Annotated in this window: 15 protein-coding genes and 3 tRNA genes; all 18 read left to right on the top strand. The window is 69.0% G+C overall.

All coding sequences use genetic code 11. From position 1 onward, the window contains the following. Nucleotides 1-4 precede the first annotated feature (4 nt). A complete protein-coding gene (locus tag ACQP0N_RS29400; RefSeq protein WP_355053312.1) occupies nucleotides 5-2,530 on the top strand; it encodes a putative bifunctional diguanylate cyclase/phosphodiesterase in 2,526 nt (841 codons plus the stop codon). A gap of 92 nt (nucleotides 2,531-2,622) precedes the next feature. After that, nucleotides 2,623-2,695, top strand: a tRNA-Thr gene (locus ACQP0N_RS29395). Between the two features lie 24 nt (nucleotides 2,696-2,719). Beyond that, nucleotides 2,720-2,792, top strand: a tRNA-Met gene (locus tag ACQP0N_RS29390). 132 nt (nucleotides 2,793-2,924) lie between these two features. Continuing rightward, nucleotides 2,925-3,092 carry a 50S ribosomal protein L33 gene (gene rpmG, locus ACQP0N_RS29385; RefSeq protein ID WP_341717669.1) on the top strand — a complete coding sequence of 56 codons (168 nt, stop codon included), beginning with the start codon at nucleotides 2,925-2,927 and terminating at the stop codon, nucleotides 3,090-3,092. 124 nt (nucleotides 3,093-3,216) lie between these two features. After that, a complete protein-coding gene (locus ACQP0N_RS29380) occupies nucleotides 3,217-3,663 on the top strand; it encodes an FAS1-like dehydratase domain-containing protein (RefSeq protein ID WP_396804623.1) in 447 nt (148 codons plus the stop codon). Between the two features lies 1 nt (nucleotide 3,664). Further along, nucleotides 3,665-4,057, top strand: coding sequence for a MaoC family dehydratase (locus ACQP0N_RS29375; RefSeq protein WP_433115592.1), 393 nt, complete (start codon nucleotides 3,665-3,667; stop codon nucleotides 4,055-4,057). A 241-nt stretch (nucleotides 4,058-4,298) separates the two neighbouring features. Continuing rightward, nucleotides 4,299-4,371 (top strand) — tRNA-Trp (locus ACQP0N_RS29370). 213 nt (nucleotides 4,372-4,584) lie between these two features. Further along, nucleotides 4,585-4,977 (top strand): preprotein translocase subunit SecE, encoded by a 393-nt coding sequence (secE, locus tag ACQP0N_RS29365; protein WP_355053309.1) that lies wholly within the window; start codon nucleotides 4,585-4,587, stop codon nucleotides 4,975-4,977. 39 nt (nucleotides 4,978-5,016) lie between these two features. After that, nucleotides 5,017-5,739, top strand: coding sequence for a transcription termination/antitermination protein NusG (nusG, locus tag ACQP0N_RS29360; RefSeq protein ID WP_355053308.1), 723 nt, complete (start codon nucleotides 5,017-5,019; stop codon nucleotides 5,737-5,739). 189 nt (nucleotides 5,740-5,928) lie between these two features. After that, complete coding sequence (gene rplK / locus ACQP0N_RS29355) at nucleotides 5,929-6,360, top strand: 50S ribosomal protein L11 (protein WP_355053307.1); 432 nt, start codon at nucleotides 5,929-5,931, stop codon at nucleotides 6,358-6,360. Nucleotides 6,361-6,438: 78 nt separating this feature from the next. Next, on the top strand, nucleotides 6,439-7,155 hold the full coding sequence (gene rplA, locus ACQP0N_RS29350; RefSeq protein ID WP_355053306.1) for a 50S ribosomal protein L1: 717 nt from the start codon (nucleotides 6,439-6,441) through the stop codon (nucleotides 7,153-7,155). Between the two features lie 80 nt (nucleotides 7,156-7,235). After that, complete coding sequence (locus tag ACQP0N_RS29345) at nucleotides 7,236-8,075, top strand: ATP-binding cassette domain-containing protein (RefSeq protein WP_433115589.1); 840 nt, start codon at nucleotides 7,236-7,238, stop codon at nucleotides 8,073-8,075. Further along, nucleotides 8,072-8,761, top strand: coding sequence for a hypothetical protein (locus ACQP0N_RS29340; RefSeq protein ID WP_355050770.1), 690 nt, complete (start codon nucleotides 8,072-8,074; stop codon nucleotides 8,759-8,761). Before ACQP0N_RS29345 ends, ACQP0N_RS29340 begins: the two co-directional genes overlap by 4 nt. Nucleotides 8,762-9,098: 337 nt before the next feature. Beyond that, entirely contained in the window at nucleotides 9,099-9,647 is a 549-nt protein-coding gene (gene rplJ, locus ACQP0N_RS29335; RefSeq protein WP_355050769.1) for a 50S ribosomal protein L10, read from the top strand. Nucleotides 9,648-9,699: 52 nt separating this feature from the next. Further along, nucleotides 9,700-10,083: a 50S ribosomal protein L7/L12 gene (rplL, locus tag ACQP0N_RS29330; protein WP_007465324.1), complete on the top strand. Its 384-nt coding sequence runs from the start codon at nucleotides 9,700-9,702 to the stop codon at nucleotides 10,081-10,083. Between the two features lie 570 nt (nucleotides 10,084-10,653). Next, nucleotides 10,654-14,085 (top strand): DNA-directed RNA polymerase subunit beta, encoded by a 3,432-nt coding sequence (locus ACQP0N_RS29325; protein ID WP_433115586.1) that lies wholly within the window; start codon nucleotides 10,654-10,656, stop codon nucleotides 14,083-14,085. 119 nt (nucleotides 14,086-14,204) lie between these two features. Continuing rightward, entirely contained in the window at nucleotides 14,205-18,092 is a 3,888-nt protein-coding gene (locus tag ACQP0N_RS29320) for a DNA-directed RNA polymerase subunit beta' (protein ID WP_355050767.1), read from the top strand. Between the two features lie 93 nt (nucleotides 18,093-18,185). Continuing rightward, nucleotides 18,186-18,554 (top strand): hypothetical protein, encoded by a 369-nt coding sequence (locus ACQP0N_RS29315; protein ID WP_355050766.1) that lies wholly within the window; start codon nucleotides 18,186-18,188, stop codon nucleotides 18,552-18,554. Nucleotides 18,555-18,972: the final 418 nt, after the last annotated feature.

The raw sequence follows: 18,972 nt of genomic DNA, 5'->3' as shown, positions 1-18,972 counted from the left end.
CGGTATGGCCGAGCGTGACCAACGGCGTAAGTCCACGGACCGCGCTTGGCTCATCACCGGCCCCATGGTGCTGTTCGCCATCCTCGCGTGCACCGCGATCAGCATCGTCTCGGACCGTCCCTACGGGAACTGGGCGCTCGCATTCCTGATCTTCCTGGCGATGGCCGGGATCAGCATCCCGGTGCTGAATTTCGTCGTCCGGCGGCAGTCCGTGGGCGTGACGCTCACGGAGATCCCACTCGTGGTGGCGCTGTTCTTCCTGCCGCCGTTGACGGTCGTCCTGATCTACACGCTCGCCTCGTTGGTCTACAGCGCCAGACAGCGCTTCCCTCCCGCCAAGTTCTGGTTCAACGTCGCGCGGGCCGCGGCGGCCACGTCGCTGGCCGGCCTGCTCCTGCTGCGGCTGCCCCCGCTGCACGACGTGGGTCCCGGGACGTGGATCAGTCTCTTCCTCGCGGTCAACGCCATCACCCTGTTCAGTCTCGTCTCGGTGGTCGGCGTACACGTCCTCCTCCAGGGCTGGCAGGCTGGCCGGGAGGCGCTGCGGACGACCCCGTCGGTGTTCCTCACCACCTCGATCAACGCCTCCGTCGGTCTGCTCGTGCTGATCGCGTTGCGCAAGACCTGGTGGTCGGCGCTGCTGTTGGCGGCCCTGTTCGCCGCGCTCGCCCTGGTCTACCGGTCGTACGCCCAGTTCTTCCGGCAGCACCGCACCCTGACCGGGATGTACGACCTGGCCCGGTTGATCACCACGAGCGGCGCCGACGGGGCGCTCGCCGACGTCCTGCTCGACCGGGTCCGTGCTCTCATGCAGGCGGAGTCCGCGACGCTCTGGCTCCCCGCCCAGGGGCGGCATCCGGAGGTGCTGTTGACGGCCCGGGTCGACACGCCGGGTCTGCTCGACGTCGCCCCGACCCCGTCGATCCTCCGCGAACGTGCGCGGGACCTGGCGAAGACCCTGTCGATGGGGCGCCTGCTGGGTGACGAGGGGGCGCTCCGGCACGAGATCAGCGCCAGCGAGATCAAAGACGTGATCGTGGTGCCGCTGCGCTCCGGCCAGGCCGTGATCGGCACCCTGGAGGTGGCGAATCGGCTCAGCGATATCGGGCACTTCGCCCCCGGTGACATCCCCATCTTCGAGACGGTGGCGGCGCACGCGGCGGTGGCGCTGGAGAATTCGCGACTTGTCGACCGCCTGCGGCACGACGCGTACCACGACACCCTGACGCGGCTGCCCAACCGACGGCGCATCACCGCCGCCCTGGACGAGTCGGTCAAGATCGGCGCGCCCGACGAGGTGGTGGCGTTGCTGCTGTTCGATGTCGACGGGTTGCAGCAGGTCAACGAGTCCCTCGGCCACGCTGCCGGCGACAAGGTGCTCGTCGAGGTCGCCAACCGGCTGCGGGCGAGCGCTCCGTCGTCGGCTCTGGTCGGTCGTGCGGGCGGCGACGAGTTCCTGGTGACCCTCCGGTTGGAGAGCGCCGAGGCGGCACTCGAACTGGCCGAACAGCTGCGCGACCAGATCCGTGACGAGATGGTCTTCGACGCGCTCACCCTTGACGTGAACACCGCCGTGGGTGTGGCCGTACACCCGGATCATGGCAGCGACGCCGCGACCCTGCTGCTCCGGGTCGACCTGGCGGCGAACGCCGCCAAGTCGGTGCCGGGCAGCGTGCAGTTGTTCAACCCGGGCCTGGAGTCCCGGTCGTTGCGCCGGTTGGGTCTCGCCGGGGACCTGCGCCAGGCGTTGGACCAGGGTGAGCTGGAGGTCTACTTCCAGCCGAAGGTGACCTTGCGGGACCGGCGTCTGGTCGGAGTCGAGTGTCTGGCCCGCTGGGAGCATCCGACGCACGGCACTGTCGCTCCTGAGGACTTCGTGGCGGTGGCCGCGCACACCGGCCAGTTGAGTCGGCTCACCGAGGTGGTGCTCCGCGAGGGGCTGCGGCGCAGCCGGGACTGGGCCGAGGCCGACCAGCCTCTGCCCATCGCCGTGAACCTCGCCGCCCGCACGCTCACCGACCAGCACTTCCCGGACCGGGTGCAGGAGCTGCTGACCGAGTACGGGGTACCGGCGCAACGCCTCACCCTGGAGATCACCGAGTCGGGGGTGCTGGACGGCACGGACCGGCCCATCCCGACGCTGCGTCGGCTCCGCGACCTCGGCGTCCGGCTGTCGGTGGACGACTTCGGCACCGGTGATTCCTCGCTGGCCCACCTGCGCCGGTTGCCGGTGCACGAGGTGAAGGTGGACCGCTCCTTCGTGCAGGGCATGGCCACCGACCCGGGGGACCTGGCGATCGTCAACGCGGTGGTGACGCTCTCCCAGCAGTTCGGCCTGGCCGTGGTCGCCGAGGGTGTGGAGAGCGAACTGACCCTGGAGCTTCTTCAGGACATCGGGTGCGAGATCGGTCAGGGCTTCCTGTTCAGTCGGCCGCTGCCGTACGAGCGACTGGCCGCCTGGTTCGGCGCTCAGGTGGACCCGGAGACGATCTCCGGAGGAGAGCTTCCGCGCCTGCGTGTGGTGCCCTGAGCTGGGCAGATCCGGCCGCCGGGGATCCGATTTCACCTGCCGACCCGTGCCGTGTATTCTACTTCTGCGCGCCCCACGGGGAGATCGCGCAGGCCCCCTTAGCTCAGTCGGCAGAGCGTCTCCATGGTAAGGAGAAGGTCTACGGTTCGATTCCGTAAGGGGGCTCGAGGGTTCAGCTGGACCCACCGCGGCGGTGTAGCTCAGATGGCAGAGCAAGCGGCTCATAATCGCTGTGTCGCCGGTTCAAGTCCGGCCACCGCTACTCTCGTCTTCCGGGCTGGTTCCCGGTGGTCGTTGAGATGGGCGCCACTGGCGCCCACTTTGCATGTCCGCGCAGTCAGCGTCTAGGCTGACGCGTCGTAGTTGTTTCCGTTAGCGAGGAAGGCACTCCGCCGTGGCGAAGGCTACCGATGTCCGGCCGAAGATCACTTTGGCGTGTGTGGAGTGCAAGGAGCGCAACTACATCACGCGCAAGAACCGCCGGAACGACCCCGACCGCATCGAAATGAAGAAGTTCTGCCCGCGCGACGGCCGGCACACGGTTCACCGCGAGACCCGCTGACCGCCGGCCGGCCATGCCGGCCGTCGTCGAAGCCTTTCCAACCGCCGATCTGACCGGTCGGGCGCGGCGTCGCCGCAGCCTGCCGACCAGATCGGCGGTTGTGCTTTCCGTGTAGGTTCGCGGCATGTCCCTGGACCCTTCCTTCGTCGGCCGCACGTACCCGCCGACCGCCCCCTACCAGGTGGGCCGAGAAAAGATCCGTGAGTTCGCCACGGCCATCGGCGCCACGGACGCGGCTCACCACGATCCGGCCGCGGCGCAGGCCCTGGGCCACCCGGACGTGGTCGCCCCGCCGACCTTCCCGGTGATCGTCACCATGGCCGCGACCCGTCAGATCATCGAGGACCCGGATCTGGGCGTCGACTACAGCCGGCTGGTCCACGGCGACCAGCGGTTCGCGTACAGCCGGCCGGTGGTCGCGGGCGACGAGCTGGTCTGCGTCAACACGATCGAAGAGGTCAGCAACCGGGGCGGGCACGGCCTCCTCACCACCCGCACGGACGTGAGCACCGTCGCCGGGGAGCAGGTGGTCGCCGTCTGGGCCCGGTACGTCATCCGTGGAGAGGCCTGAGATGGAACTGCCAACCAAGACGTTCCGGGTGACCCGGGCGGACCTGATCCGCTACGCCGGCGCCTCGGGCGACTTCAACCCGATCCACTGGAGCGACCGGGTCGCCACGAAGGTGGGACTGCCCGGGGTCATCGCGCACGGCATGTTCACGATGGCGCTGGTCGGCCGGGCGGTCACCGAGTGGGCCGGCGCGCCCGACGCGGTGGTCGAGTACGGCGTCCGGTTCACCCGGCCGGTGGTGGTCCCCGACGACGACCAGGGGACCGAGATCGAGGTGACCGCGCGGGTCCGCGAGGTGACCGAGGACGGCCTCACCCGGCTCGAGGTGACCGCGACCTGCCTGGGTGACAAGGTGCTGTCGCAGGCGCGCGCGATCATCCGCACGGCACGCTGAACGAGGCCGGACGCACGCGAAACCAAGGCGGCCCGGCACGCTTAACCAGGGCCGGACGCACGCGAAACCAAGGCGGCCGGGCGCGCTGAAGCGAGGCCGCGCGGCGTGCTGGATCGGCTTCGCCACGCGTGGCGGGGAGACCGGTTGGGAAAGTCGGGCGCCTACCCGTACACTGGTCCGCCGTGGGGCAAGTGACCCCTGCTCGGTCGTCTGTGACCGCGTGGGGCGAGTGTTGCCGCACAGGGGTGTAGCTCAATTGGCAGAGCAGCGGTCTCCAAAACCGCAGGCTGCAGGTTCAAGTCCTGTCACCCCTGCGCCTCAGGCCTGACCGTTCCCGTGGGTCGCGCCGCCGACAAGGCGGCGTCCGGCCCGTGGTGGTGGCATCGGCGGGGTGGCTCCGAGGCAATCGGGGCTCCCGGTCGAACCACCGGCCGCGGCCCGTCGCGGGACGGTTGGGTCCGGCCGGCGTGACCAGCGCCGCGTACGCCGCCCGGCGTGCGACCCGAGATTCCGCGACGGAGGGCGAAGTGGCCGACAACAAGCGGCGCGGCGAGGACGCCGGCGACGATCGTCTCGACGATGAGATCGTCGACGACGTAGCCGACGACGACGCCAACGACGCGGACGAGCCGGTCTCCCGGGGCGGCACCGCGACGCGGGCCCGCGCCCGGGCGGAATCGGCCGACAGCCGGCCGACCACGAGGTCGGAAACCGGTCGGGTGGGCGTGTTCGGCCGCATCGCCCGGTTCTTCCGCGAGGTCGTAGCCGAACTGCGTAAGGTCATCTGGCCGACCCGCAAGGAGTTGCTGACGTACACCGCCGTGGTGGTCACGTTCGTCGCGGTGATGCTGACGATCGTGGGCGTGCTGGACTACGGCTTCGCCAAGGCCGTGTTGTTCGTCTTCGGCAACTCGGACTGACCGGCTGTCTCCAGCCGATAGTGACGGAAGTGAGCGAGCGTGCCTGAGTACGACGAGACCGCCGGAGAAGTGGACGAGCAGTCCACGGTCGCGACGGCGGCTGGTGACGAGTCGGTTGAGGCCGCCAGTGAGCCGGAGTTCCCCACCACCGAGCCCGCGCCGGACGAGGACTACGACCCGGTCGCCGAGCTGCGGCAGAAGCTGCGTTACGCGCCGGGCGACTGGTACGTGGTGCACTCGTACGCCGGTTACGAGAACAAGGTGAAGACCAACCTCGAGACCCGGATCACGAGCCTCGACATGGAGGACTTCATCTACCAGGTCGAGGTGCCGACCCGGGAAGAGGTCGAGGTCAAGAACGGAAAGCGTTCGCAGGTCCAGGCCAAGGTCTTCCCCGGTTACATCCTGGTCCGGATGGAGCTGACCGCCGAGTCGTACTCGTGTGTCCGCAACACCCCGGGCGTGACCGGCTTCGTCGGCGCGACCGACCGGGCCGACCGGCCCGCGCCGCTGTCGCTCGACGAGGTACTGAAGTGGCTGGCGCCGGCCGTCGAGACCGAGCAGAAGAAGGCGAAGCCGGAGATCAAGGTCCTCGACTTCGAGGTCGGCGACTCGGTCACCGTCACCGACGGCGCGTTCGCCTCGCTGCCGGCCACGATCAGTGAGATCAACGCCGACCAGCAGAAGCTCAAGGTGCTGGTGTCGATCTTCGGCCGGGAGACCCCGGTGGAGCTCAACTTCAACCAGGTCGCCAAGATCTGATGGTCGTCGGCGGCGGGCCCAGCCCGCCGCCGACGTCGGCGTACGCCCTCCCGCTCGACCTCGGCGGACGAGCGGGCTGCGGCGTGCGCTACTCTTGAACGTCGCCGCTGTCGCATCGCGCTGACCGTGCGCGCCCCGCCGCGGCGGCGACGGCCGCATTTTCCCAAGCTCCAAGCCCCAGGAAGTGACATGCCTCCGAAGAAGAAGCTCGTCAAGACGTTCACGCTTCAGCTGCCGGCGGGCCAGGCCACGCCGGCGCCGCCGGTCGGCCCCGCGCTCGGTCAGCACGGCGTGAACATCATGGAGTTCTGCAAGTCCTACAACGCGCAGACCGAGTCCCAGCGGGGCGACATCGTCCCCGCCGAGATCAGCGTGTACGAGGACCGGTCCTTCACCTTCGTGCTGAAGACCCCGCCCGCCGCTCGGCTGCTGATCAAGGCCGCCGGTGTGCAGAAGGGCTCTGGCGTCCCGCAGGCGACCAAGGTCGGCTCGGTCAGCCGCGCCCAGCTGCGTGAGATCGCCGAGAAGAAGATGGCCGACCTCAACGCCAACGACCTGGACCAGGCCGAGAAGATCATCGCCGGGACCGCCCGGTCGATGGGCATCACCGTCAACGACTGACGTCGGCTTTCGCCGACGACCCGATCGTGGGAGGGCTCGCGCCGAGCGGCCCGCCAGAGACCACAGGAGTAATCAGCAATGCAGCGCAGCAAGAGCTACCGCAAGGCCGCCGACGTCATCGACCGGTCGAAGCTCTACACCCCCGCCGAGGCCGTGAAGCTGGCCAAGGAGACCACCAACGTCAAGTTCGACGCCACGGTCGAGGTCGCCATGCGCCTCGGCGTCGACCCCCGCAAGGCGGACCAGATGGTCCGCGGTGTGGTCAACCTGCCGCACGGCACCGGTAAGACCGCCCGCGTGATCGTCTTCGCCAGCGGCGCGAAGGCCGAGGAGGCCGCCGCGGCGGGTGCGGACGAGGTGGGCACCGACGAGCTGGTCGCCCGCATCCAGGGTGGTTGGCTCGACTTCGACGCGGCGATCGCCACGCCGGACCAGATGGCCAAGATCGGCCGGATCGCGCGGATCCTGGGCCCGCGCGGTCTCATGCCGAACCCGAAGACCGGCACGGTGACCATGGACGTCACCAAGGCGGTGCAGGACATCAAGGGCGGCAAGATCACCTTCCGGGTGGACAAGCACTCCAACCTGCACCTGATCATCGGCAAGGCCTCCTTCTCGGAGAGCCAGCTGGTGGACAACTACGCCGCGGTGCTCGACGAGGTGCTGCGGGCCAAGCCGTCCGCGGCCAAGGGCAAGTACCTCCGTAAGGTCATCCTCACCACCACGATGGGCCCGGGCGTTCCGGTCGACCCGAACCTGGTGAAGAACCTGACCGAGGACTCGGCCGACGCCTGAGCCGACTCATCGCTCCGCCGGGGCGCCGCCACGATCGTGGCGGCGCCCCGGCGCGTTCCGGGTGTGGCAAGCTCGACCGCATGCGGCTGGAGAACGTCTGGTTGCGGTACCACCGGCGGGGTCCGTGGGTGCTGCGGAGCGTGGACGCGCAGATCGGCCCGGGTGAGGTGGCGGTCGTCCTGGGCCGCAACGGGGTGGGCAAATCCACCCTGCTCCAGGTGGCCGCCGGGGTGTTGCGGCCGGGCCGGGGTCGGGTCGTCGACCGGCCGGACCGGGTGGGTTGGGTGCCGGAGCGCTTCCCGGCCGACCAGCCCTTCACCGTGTCCCGCTATCTGACCGGCATGGCCCGCGCGGCCGGGCTGGGGCGCTCGGCCGCCGACGAGGCCGTGACGACCTGGACCCAGCGGCTCGGACTGGACGCGTTCCGCTCGGTGCGCCTCCCGGAGCTGTCCAAGGGCACCGCGCAGAAGGTGGGCCTCGCCCAGGCCATGCTGCGGACGCCGGGCCTGCTGGTGCTCGACGAGCCGTGGGAGGGCCTGGACGCCGCGACCCGCGAGCTGGTTCCCGAGCTGATCGACGAGGTGCTCGCCGACGGGGGCACCGTCCTGGTCAGTGACCACCGGGGGGAGACGGTCCGGTTGCCGGCCGCGCGCCGCTGGTCGGTGGCCGCCGGCGCGCTGACCGAGGAGACCGCGCCCGCCGACGAGGAGGCCATCGCGGTGGTCGAGGTCGCGGTGCCGGCCGCGCGGGTCGCCGGCACCGTCGCCCGCCTGCGCGCCGAGGGCCATCAGATCCTTCGAGTACGCGCCGACGCCTCCACCACCCCACCCCAGGCGCATCCGCCCACCCCGTCGGCCACGACGGCGCGGCTCGCAGCGGCCGACGCGATGGTCGAGCCCAGCACGGGGGAGGGTCGATGAACGCGCTGGTGCGGATGCGACTGGCGGGTTTCCTGCGTACCGGACGGGCGTTGGCGCCCCTGCTCGCCGGCCTCGTCGTGCTCGGCACGCTCTACGGCGGCGGCCGGTCCCAGCCGGCGGAGGCGTACGGCGTCTCGGCCGTGGTGCTCTTTCCGGTGCTCGCCTGGCAGACCAAGATCCTGCTGGACATCGAGCCGGACGTGCAGCGTCGGCTGGCCCAGGTGACCGTCGGGGTGGCCCGGGAACGTCTGGCCGGTCTCCTGGCGGCCGGCGCGGCGGCGCTGGTCGCGGTGGCCGTCGCGCTGCTCTTTCCGTGGCTGGTGGGTGGGGTCACCGGCCCGGTCGAGCCGGGGGACCGGTCGGTGCCGGTCGGCATCGCGCTGGGGCTGTGGGCGCATCTGCTGGCCGTACCCGCCGCGGTTGCCCTCGGCGCGCTGGCCAGCCGGGCGTCGGTGGGTGGCGCAGCGTACGGCGTCGCGGTGCTGGCCCTCGGCGGTGTCGGCGCGGTGGCGCTCGGCCTGCGTGGCTCGGTCGCGCCCTGGCTGGTACCGCCGATCATGGCTACCGCCCGGACGACCGCGGGTGACGCCGCCGCGCTGACCCTGCTCGGGCTCACGGCCTGGGCCCTGGCGTGGAGTGTGGCGGTGACGGCCGGCTACCTGTGGCGGCGGCGGGCCCAGGGCTGAGTGGTCCGGCGGCGTGACCCGGCTCACCAGGGACGATTTGGCGCTGGTCCCGCGGGCGCGTACTCTTCAAACGTCATCCGTGTTGTCATGGATGAGGAACCACCCAGAGACCGCTGGTCACCGTGTTTCGGCACGGTCGAAGGTCCCGCGACGACGGGCGACCCGCGTAGGGCGGCAAGCGTAACTCGGCAGTGAGCATGGTCCGCCGACCGTGACTTCCCGCCGGCCCTCGCCCCGTGCGCCCTGCGCCGGGGCTTTTCGTTGTCGTGCTGCCTTCGCCCCCGCTCCGGCTTCGGCCGTGTCGGGGACCAGCCTCGAGCAACGAGAGAGGAGGGACATGGCGGACAAGCCGATCCGAGCCGACAAGGCCACGGCCGTCGCTGAGCTGACCGAGAGCTTCCGCAGCGCGGGCGCTACCGTGCTGACCGAGTACCGCGGTCTGACGGTTTCCCAGCTCACCCAGCTGCGGCGATCGCTCGGTGCCGAGACCAGCTACACGGTCGCGAAGAACACGCTGGCGAAGCGTGCCGCGACGGACGCGGGCATCACCGGCCTCGACGAGCTGTTCACCGGTCCTACCGCGCTGACTTTCGTTTCGGGCGACGTCGTCGAGGCGGCGAAGGGGCTTCGCGACTTCGCGAAGGCCAACCCGAAGCTCGTCATCAAGGGCGGTGTCTTCGAGGGCAAGGCCATTTCCGCGGCCGAGGTCACGAAGCTCGCCGACCTGGAGTCCCGTGAGGTGCTGCTGGCCAAGCTGGCCGGCGCGATGAAGGGCAACCTGAGCAAGGCCGCGGCCCTGTTCCAGGCTCCGCTCTCCAAGGCCGCCCGCGCGGCGGCCGCCCTGGCGGACAAGAAGCGCGAGCAGGAGGGCGCCGAGGCGGCCTGAGGCCGCGCGGCGCACCCACGTTCTTAGACAACCTTTAGAAAGGACGCCAGACATGGCGAAGCTCAGCACCGACGAGCTGCTCGACGCGTTCAAGGAGATGACGCTGATCGAGCTCTCCGAGTTCGTGAAGCAGTTCGAGGACACCTTCGAGGTCACCGCCGCCGCTCCGGTCGCGGTTGCCGCCGCCGGTGGCGCCCCGGCCGCCGCCGAGGCCGAGCCGGAGAAGGACGAGTTCGACGTCGTCCTCGAGGCTGACGGTGGCAAGAAGATCCAGGTCATCAAGGTCGTGCGTGAGCTGACCGGCCTGGGCCTCAAGGAGGCCAAGGACGCGGTCGAGTCCGCGCCGAAGGCCATCCTGGAGAAGGTCAACAAGGAGACCGCCGAGAAGGCGAAGGCCAAGCTCGAGGGTGAGGGCGCCAAGGTCACCCTCAAGTGACCTGAGCTCCACCTGCGCGTACCCGGCTCGGTGAGCTGGGACACGGTCGCGTCGCGGCGGGCGGTGATCCGACACGGATCACCGCCCGCCGTGTCTCGTGTACCGGGCGACAACCGTTCTGAGCTGGGCGCCGATGGTCGACGCCGAATCATCCGCACGAACGACCGGATCCTCCTCAGGTGGGAAAGAACCGACGACCCGGATACCGGCCCTTGACGCGGCCCCGGCCAGCCAGGCACCCTGACACCAGCAAGACACCGCGCTTGCGACGGCCACGATGTGGGTAATGACAGCGACGGCACCATCGGTCGCGGTCACCCGAGCGGCCCAGTGGGGAGTTGCGTTCTGAGCGGCCCGGCAGACCCCGGTGAACGGGGGCCGAGGAGCGTTCCGCAAACGACCTGCGGGGTGGGCTGGACAGCGGTTAGCCTCTCGGCTACACTGCTAGTTTGCGCTGCCTTCCGACTTGACCCCTGCTCGGAAATGTCCGTTTACGGATAATTCTGGTGGGGTCATTGGAGTGCACGCGTACCAGCCGTTCTGCAGCACCGGTCCTCGGAAGGACGCATCTTGGCAGCTTCCCGCCCTGCGAAGACCAGTCGTACGTCGAGCGCATTCGCTCCCCGCCGAGTTTCATTCGGCAGGATCACCGAACACCTCGAGGTCCCCAACCTCCTTGCCATCCAGAACGAGTCCTTCGACTGGCTCGTCGGCAACGAGGCTTGGCAGGGCCGGTCGGCGGACGACCCGCACGCACGCTCGGGTCTCGCGGAGATCCTTGAAGAGATCAGTCCCATTGAGGACTTCTCCGGCACCATGTCGCTCTCCTTCTCGGCGCCGCGCTTCGACGAGGTCAAGGCCTCGATCGAGGAGTGCAAGGAGAAGGACCTGACCTACTGCGCTCCGCTCTTCGTGACCGCGGAGTTCACCAACAACACCACTGGCGAGATCAAGAGCCAGACGGTGTTCATGGGTGACTTCCCGATGATGACGCCCAAGGGCACCTTCGTCATCAACGGCACCGAGCGCGTCGTGGTCAGTCAGCTCGTCCGGTCTCCGGGCGTGTACTTCGACAAGCAGCCGGACAAGACCTCCGACCGCGACCTCTCCAGCGTCAAGGTCATCCCGAGTCGGGGTGCCTGGCTGGAGTTCGACATCGACAAGCGCGACACGGTCGGCGTACGTATCGACCGTAAGCGCCGGCAGGCCGTCACGGTCCTGCTCAAGGCCATCGGATGGTCGGCCGAGCGGATCCGTGAGAAGTTCGGCTGGTCCGAGCTGATGATGACCACGCTCGAGAAGGACCACATCGCCGGCGCCGACGAGGCCCTGCTAGACATCTACCGCAAGCTGCGCCCTGGCGAGCCGCCGACGCGCGAGAACGCCCAGACCCTGCTCGACAACCTCTTCTTCAACCCGAAGAGGTACGACGTCGCCAAGGTCGGGCGCTACAAGTTCAACAAGAAGCTCGAAGTGGACGTGCCGATCACCACCGGCACGCTGACCGAGGACGACATCGTCGCCACCGTGGAGTACCTCTGCCGGCTGCACGCCGGTGAGGACGGCTACGAGGCCGACGACATCGACCACTTCGGCAACCGTCGCCTGCGCACCGTGGGTGAGCTGATCCAGAACCAGGTTCGGGTCGGCCTCTCCCGCATGGAGCGGGTCGTCCGCGAGCGGATGACCACGCAGGACGTCGAGGCGATCACGCCGCAGACCCTGATCAACATCCGCCCGGTGGTGGCGGCGATCAAGGAGTTCTTCGGTACGTCGCAGCTGTCCCAGTTCATGGACCAGACCAACCCGCTGGCGGGCCTGACCCACCGGCGTCGGCTGAGCGCGCTCGGCCCGGGTGGTCTGTCCCGGGAGCGGGCCGGCTTCGAGGTCCGCGACGTGCACCCGTCCCACTACGGCCGGATGTGCCCGATCGAGACGCCGGAAGGCCCGAACATCGGCCTGATCGGCGCCCTGTCCACCTTCGCCCGGGTCAACCCGTTCGGCTTCATCGAGACGCCGTACCGGAAGGTCGTCGAGGGTCGGGTCACCGACCAGATCGACTACCTGACCGCGGACGAGGAGGACCGGTTCGTCAAGGCCCAGGCCAACGCGCGCCTGAAGGCTGACGGCACGTTCGCCGAGGACCGGGTTCTCGTCCGTCGTAAGGGCGGCGAGACCGAGGACGTCGTCCCCGGCGCCGTCGACTACATGGACGTCTCGCCCCGGCAGATGACCTCGGTCGCGACCGCCATGATCCCGTTCCTCGAGCACGACGACGCCAACCGGGCACTGATGGGCGCGAACATGCAGCGCCAGGCGGTGCCGCTGGTCAAGGCCGAGGCGCCGCTCGTGGGTACGGGCATGGAGTACCGGGCCGCGGTCGACGCTGGCGACGTGGTGGTCGCCGAGGTCGGCGGTGTGATCGAGGATCTCTGCGCCGACTACGTCACCATCCACCAGGATGACGGCCACCGCCGGACGTACCTGCTGCACAAGTTCCGCCGCTCCAACGCCGGCTCCTGCGTCAACCAGAAGCCGGTCGTCTTCGAGGGCGACCGCGTCGAGGCCGGTCAGGTCATCGCCGACGGTCCCTGCACCGACGAGGGCGAGATGGCACTCGGACGCAACCTGCTGGTGGCGTTCATGTGCTGGGAGGGCCACAACTACGAGGACGCGATCATCCTGTCGCAGCGCCTCGTGCAGCAGGACGTGCTCACCTCGATCCACATCGAGGAGCACGAGGTCGACGCCCGGGACACCAAGCTCGGCCCGGAGGAGATCACCCGCGACATCCCGAACGTCAGCGAGGAAATGCTCGCCGACCTCGACGAGCGCGGCATCATCCGGATCGGCGCCGAGGTCGTCCCCGGCGACATCCTGGTCGGCAAGGTCACGCCCAAGGGTGAGACCGAGCTGACCCCGGAGGAGCGGCTGCTCCGCGCGATCTTCGGTGAGAAGGCGCGTGAGGTTCGGGACACCTCGCTGAAGGTGCCGCACGGCGAGACCGGCACGGTCATCGGTGTGCGCACGTTCTCCCGCGAGGACGGCGACGAGTTGCCGCCGGGCGTCAACGAGCTGGTCCGGGTCTACGTCGCCCAGAAGCGCAAGATCCAGGACGGCGACAAGCTCGCCGGCCGGCACGGCAACAAGGGCGTCATCTCGAAGATCCTCCCGGTCGAGGACATGCCGTTCCTCGAGGACGGCACCCCGGTCGACATCGTGCTCAACCCGCTCGGTGTGCCGAGCCGGATGAACATCGGCCAGGTGCTGGAGACCCACCTCGGGTGGGTCGCCAAGACCGGTTGGAAGGTCGAGGGCGACGACGCCGAGTGGAAGCGCCAGCTCCGCTCGATCGACGCGCACGAGTCCGAGGGCGACACCAACGTGGCCACCCCGGTCTTCGACGGTGCCCGCGAGGAGGAGATCTCCGGTCTGCTCGAGTCGACCCTGCCCAACCGGGACGGCAAGCAGCTGATCGGGCGCACCGGTAAGGCGCAGCTGTTCGACGGTCGTTCCGGTGAGCCTCTGCCGGACCCGATCGCGGTCGGCTACGTCTACATCCTGAAGCTCAACCACCTGGTCGACGACAAGATCCACGCTCGGTCGACCGGTCCGTACTCGATGATCACGCAGCAGCCGCTGGGTGGTAAGGCGCAGTTCGGTGGTCAGCGCTTCGGTGAGATGGAGTGCTGGGCGATGCAGGCGTACGGCGCCGCGTACGCCCTGCAGGAGCTGCTCACGATCAAGTCCGACGACGTGCTCGGCCGGGTGAAGGTCTACGAGGCCATCGTCAAGGGCGAGAACATCCCGGAGCCGGGCATCCCGGAGTCGTTCAAGGTGCTGCTCAAGGAGCTGCAGTCGCTGTGCCTCAACGTTGAGGTGCTGTCCAGCGACGGTGTGGCCCTGGAGATGCGCGAGACCGACGACGAGGTGTTCCGGGCCGCAGAGGAGCTGGGCATCGACCTGTCCCGGCGCGAGCCGAGCTCGGTCGAAGAGGTGTGAGGTGGTGGTTCGGGGCGGGGTGACCGGCTCCAGGCGGTCAGGCTTGATCCCTCCGCCGGTCACCCCGCCCCGAACCCCCCGATTTAGCTAGCTTTAAAGACGACGACATAGGGGACATAGTGCTCGACGTCAACTTCTTCGACGAGCTGCGCATTGGTCTCGCCACCGCTGACGACATCCGTCAGTGGTCGCACGGCGAGGTCAAGAAGCCTGAGACCATCAACTACCGCACCCTGAAGCCGGAGAAGGACGGGCTCTTCTGCGAGAAGATCTTCGGTCCGCAGCGGGACTGGGAGTGCTACTGCGGTAAGTACAAGCGCGTCCGGTTCAAGGGCATCATCTGCGAGCGCTGCGGCGTCGAGGTGACCCGCTCCAAGGTTCGTCGTGAGCGGATGGGGCACATCGAGCTCGCCGCTCCGGTGACCCACATCTGGTACTTCAAGGGCGTTCCGAGCCGGCTGGGCTACCTGCTGGACCTCGCCCCGAAGGACCTCGAAAAGATCATCTACTTCGCCTCGTACGTCGTGACGAGCGTGGACGCCGAGTCGCGTCACCGTGACCTCTCGACGATCGAGAACGAGATCCTGGCCGAGAAGCGGCAGTCCGAGAACAGCCGCGACTCGGAGATCGAGAAGCGGGCCGCCAAGCTCGAGGCCGACCTGGCCGAGCTGGAGGCCGAGGGTGCCAAGGCGGACGTCCGGCGCAAGGTCAAGGAGGGCGGAGAGCGCGAGATGCGCCAGATCCGCGACCGGGCCCAGCGCGAGATCGACCGCCTGGACGAGGTGCTGGACACCTTCCGCAAGCTGGAGCCGAAGCAGCTGGTCACCGACGAGCTGCTCTACCGCGAGCTGCGCGACCGGTTCGGTGAGTACTTCACCGGCTCGATGGGCGCGGAGGCCATCAAGGCGCTGGTCCAGAACATGGACCTCGACGCTGAGGCCGAGAGCCTGCGCGAGACCATCCGGTCCGGCAAGGGCCAGCGGAAGATCCGGGCGCTCAAGCGGCTCAAGGTCGTCGCGGCGTTCCTGAACACCCGCAACTCGCCGCTCGGCATGGTGCTGGACTGCGTCCCGGTCATCCCGCCGGACCTGCGCCCGATGGTGCAGCTCGACGGTGGTCGGTTCGCGACCTCGGACCTCAACGACCTGTACCGCCGCGTGATCAACCGGAACAACCGCCTCAAGCGGCTGATCGACCTCGGCGCGCCCGAGATCATCGTCAACAACGAGAAGCGGATGCTCCAGGAGGCCGTCGACGCGCTGTTCGACAACGGTCGTCGTGGCCGGCCGGTCACCGGTCCGGGTAACCGCCCGCTCAAGTCGCTGTCCGACATGCTCAAGGGCAAGCAGGGCCGGTTCCGCCAGAACCTGCTGGGCAAGCGCGTCGACTACTCCGGCCGTTCGGTCATCGTGGTCGGCCCGAAGCTCAAGCTGCACCAGTGCGGCCTGCCCAAGCAGATGGCCCTGGAGCTGTTCAAGCCGTTCGTCATGAAGCGGCTGGTCGACCTCAACCACGCGCAGAACATCAAGTCCGCCAAGCGGATGGTCGAGCGTCAGCGCCCGGTCGTGTGGGACGTGCTGGAAGAGGTCATCGGCGAGCACCCGGTGCTGCTCAACCGGGCACCGACCCTGCACCGTCTGGGCATCCAGGCGTTCGAGCCGCAGCTGGTCGAGGGCAAGGCCATCCAGATCCACCCGCTGGTCTGCACCGCGTTCAACGCGGACTTCGACGGTGACCAGATGGCGGTGCACGTGCCGCTGTCCGCCGAGGCCCAGGCCGAGGCGCGGATCCTGATGCTGTCGTCGAACAACATCCTCAAGCCGGCCGACGGCAAGCCGGTCACCATGCCCACCCAGGACATGGTCATCGGCCTGTACCACCTCACCCACCTCACCGCCGGTGAGAAGGGCGAGGGCCGGGCGTTCAGCTCGGACGCCGAGGCGCGGATGGCGTTCGACAACGGCGAGCTGCACCTGCAGGCTCCGGTGAAGATCCGCCTGCGGAACGTGATCGGTGTCGACAACGGCGCCGGTGCCGAGGCGTGGACCGCTCCGGAGGGCTGGGTCGAGGGTGAGCCGCTGACCGTGGAGACCACCCTCGGTCGGGTGCTGTTCAACGAGACGCTGCCGCAGGGCTACCGCTTCGTGAACTACGAGATCCGCAAGGGTCAGCTCTCCGCGATCGTCAACGACCTCGCCGAGCGCTTCCCCAAGGTGGCTCTCGCGGCCACCCTGGACGGGCTCAAGGAGGCCGGCTTCCACTGGGCCACCTGGTCCGGCGTGACGATCGGCATGGAGGACGTCATCGCCCCGCCGCGCAAGGCGGAGATCCTGGCGAAGTACGAGAAGGAAGCCGACCGGATCGACAAGCAGTACCAGCGTGGTCTGATGACCGCCGAGGAGCGTCGCGGCGAACTCATCGAGATCTGGACCAAGGCGACCAACGAGGTCGCCAAGGAGATGGACACCGCGCTGCCGCAGGAGAACCCACTGTGGAAGATGATCAACTCGGGTGCTCGCGGTAACCTGCTCCAGCTCCGGCAGATCGCGGCGATCCGTGGTCTGGTGGCCAACCCGAAGGGTGAGATCATCCCGCGGCCGATCAAGGCCAGCTACCGGGAGGGTCTGTCCGTGCTGGAGTACTTCATCTCCACGCACGGTGCCCGTAAGGGTCTCGCCGACACCGCGCTGCGGACCGCCGACTCGGGTTACCTGACCCGTCGTCTGGTGGACGTCTCCCAGGACGTCATCATCCGCGAGGAGGACTGCGGCACCGACCGGGCGATCCCGATGCAGATCGGCGAGAAGCTCGACGGCAAGCTCGTCGTCCACACCCACGCCGAGACCAGCGTGCACGCCCGGACCCTGGCCGACGACATCAAGGGGCCGGACGGCACCGTGGTGGCCGAGCGCGGCCAGGACATCAACTCCATCGGGGTCGACAAGATCGTCGCCGCTGGCGTGGAGACGGTCCGGGTGCGCAGCGTGCTCACCTGCGAGTCGAAGCTGGGCGTCTGCGCGGCCTGCTACGGCCGTTCGCTGCCGACCGGCAAGTCGGTCGACATCGGTGAGGCCGTCGGCATCATCGCCGCCCAGTCCATCGGTGAGCCGGGTACGCAGCTGACGATGCGTACCTTCCACACCGGTGGTGTCGCGGGTGAGGACATCACCCAGGGTCTGCCGCGTGTGCAGGAAATCTTCGAGGCCCGGGTCCCGAAGGGTAAGGCGCCCATCGCCGACACCCCCGGCCGGATCCGCATCGAGGACGGCGAGCGCTCGCGGAAGATCATCGTGGTGCCGGACGACGGCAGCGACGAGATCGTCTACGACAAGATCTCGAAGCGCGTCAAGCTCCGGACCCACGACGGCGGCCACGTCGCGGTCGGCGAGAAGCTGACCGAGGGCACCATCGACCCGCACGAGCTCCTGCGGATCATGGGTCCGCGGGCGGTCCAGGTCCACCTGACCAGTGAGGTCCAGGAGGTCTACCGCTCGCAGGGTGTGCTCATCCACGACAAGCACATCGAGATCATCATCCGCCAGATGCTCAAGCGGGTGACGGTCATCGACTCCGGCTCGACCGAGTTCCTGCCGGGCGTGCTCGTCGACCGGGCGCTGTTCGAGTCGGAGAACCGCCGACTCGTGTCGGAGGGTGGCGAGCCCGCCGCCGGCCGTCCGGTGCTGATGGGTATCACCAAGGCCTCGCTGGCCACCGACTCCTGGCTCTCCGCGGCCTCCTTCCAGGAGACCACGCGGGTGCTGACCGACGCTGCGATCAACTCGCGCAGCGACTCGCTGGTCGGCCTCAAGGAGAACGTGATCATCGGTAAGCTCATCCCGGCCGGTACGGGCATCAGCAAGTACCGCAACGTCCGGGTCGAGCCGACCGAGGAGGCCAAGGCCAAGGTCTACTCGATGACCGGTTACCCGGAGACCGACTACGGTTTCGGGCCGGCCAGTGGGCAGGCTGTGCCGCTGGACGACTTCGACTTCGGGTCGTACCGCTAAGCACCAGACAACGACGAGGCCCCCGGCATCCGCCGGGGGCCTCGTCGTTCCCGGACCGCCCTGCCAGCGGACCGGGTTGGGCATGATGGAGGCATGACGACCGCATCCGGGCAGGTGTCCGTCGCCTCTTCGGGCCTACGCCACCCGCTCGACCCGGATCCGGCCCGTGCCACCAAGGCGCGGGCGGTCTTCGCGCTGGGGTTGCTCGGCATGCTGACCGGGCTGTTCATCGGCGGGGTGGTGCCCGCGACGGTGGCGCTCCAGTTGGCCCGGCAGGCCCGCCGGGAGGCGTACGCCTCGGGGGGTTTCCTGACCGGAAGTGTCTGGCTGCGGCGGGGGGAGCGGATGGCCTGGACCGGCCTGGCGCTGGTCGCGGTCAGCGTCGTCGTCGTCGTGGTGATCGGCGTGGTCCGGCTGGCGGGCACGCCGTTCGGCCACGACTACCCCTCGAACATGGACTGAAGCATGCGGCGACCGCGCCCGGCGCGGACGGCGTCGCCCCCGGCGGTAGCCTGGCCGGTGTCCGCCGCGCGCGCTGGCGGCCCTGTCGACAGGAGGATTTCGTGACGGAACCGGCGCGGCCCCCGGCGGACGAACCAGCCGGGCATCCTGACGTGCCGGCTCCGGGCGCGACTCCCGGGTCGCCGGCTCCCGGCGTGACCTCCTCCGCGCCGGCTCCGGACGCGGCTCTCCCGGGACCAGCTGTCGATGCCACCTCCGGCCCGAATCCGACCGCGGCATCCTCCCCGGGCGTCGGGTCACCTGCCTCCTCGGACACCGATTCCACCGTGCCGACGTCGAGCGCGTCGTCCGCACCGGTTTCGGATTTCGGGCCGACGCCCTCGGCGCGGAGTGAGTGGGCGCAACCGGAGGCGGGCGG

Source organism: Micromonospora sp. CA-246542, from assembly GCF_050942905.1.
Taxonomy (GTDB): domain Bacteria; phylum Actinomycetota; class Actinomycetes; order Mycobacteriales; family Micromonosporaceae; genus Micromonospora.
This window is presented reverse-complemented; position numbering and strand designations above follow the sequence as displayed.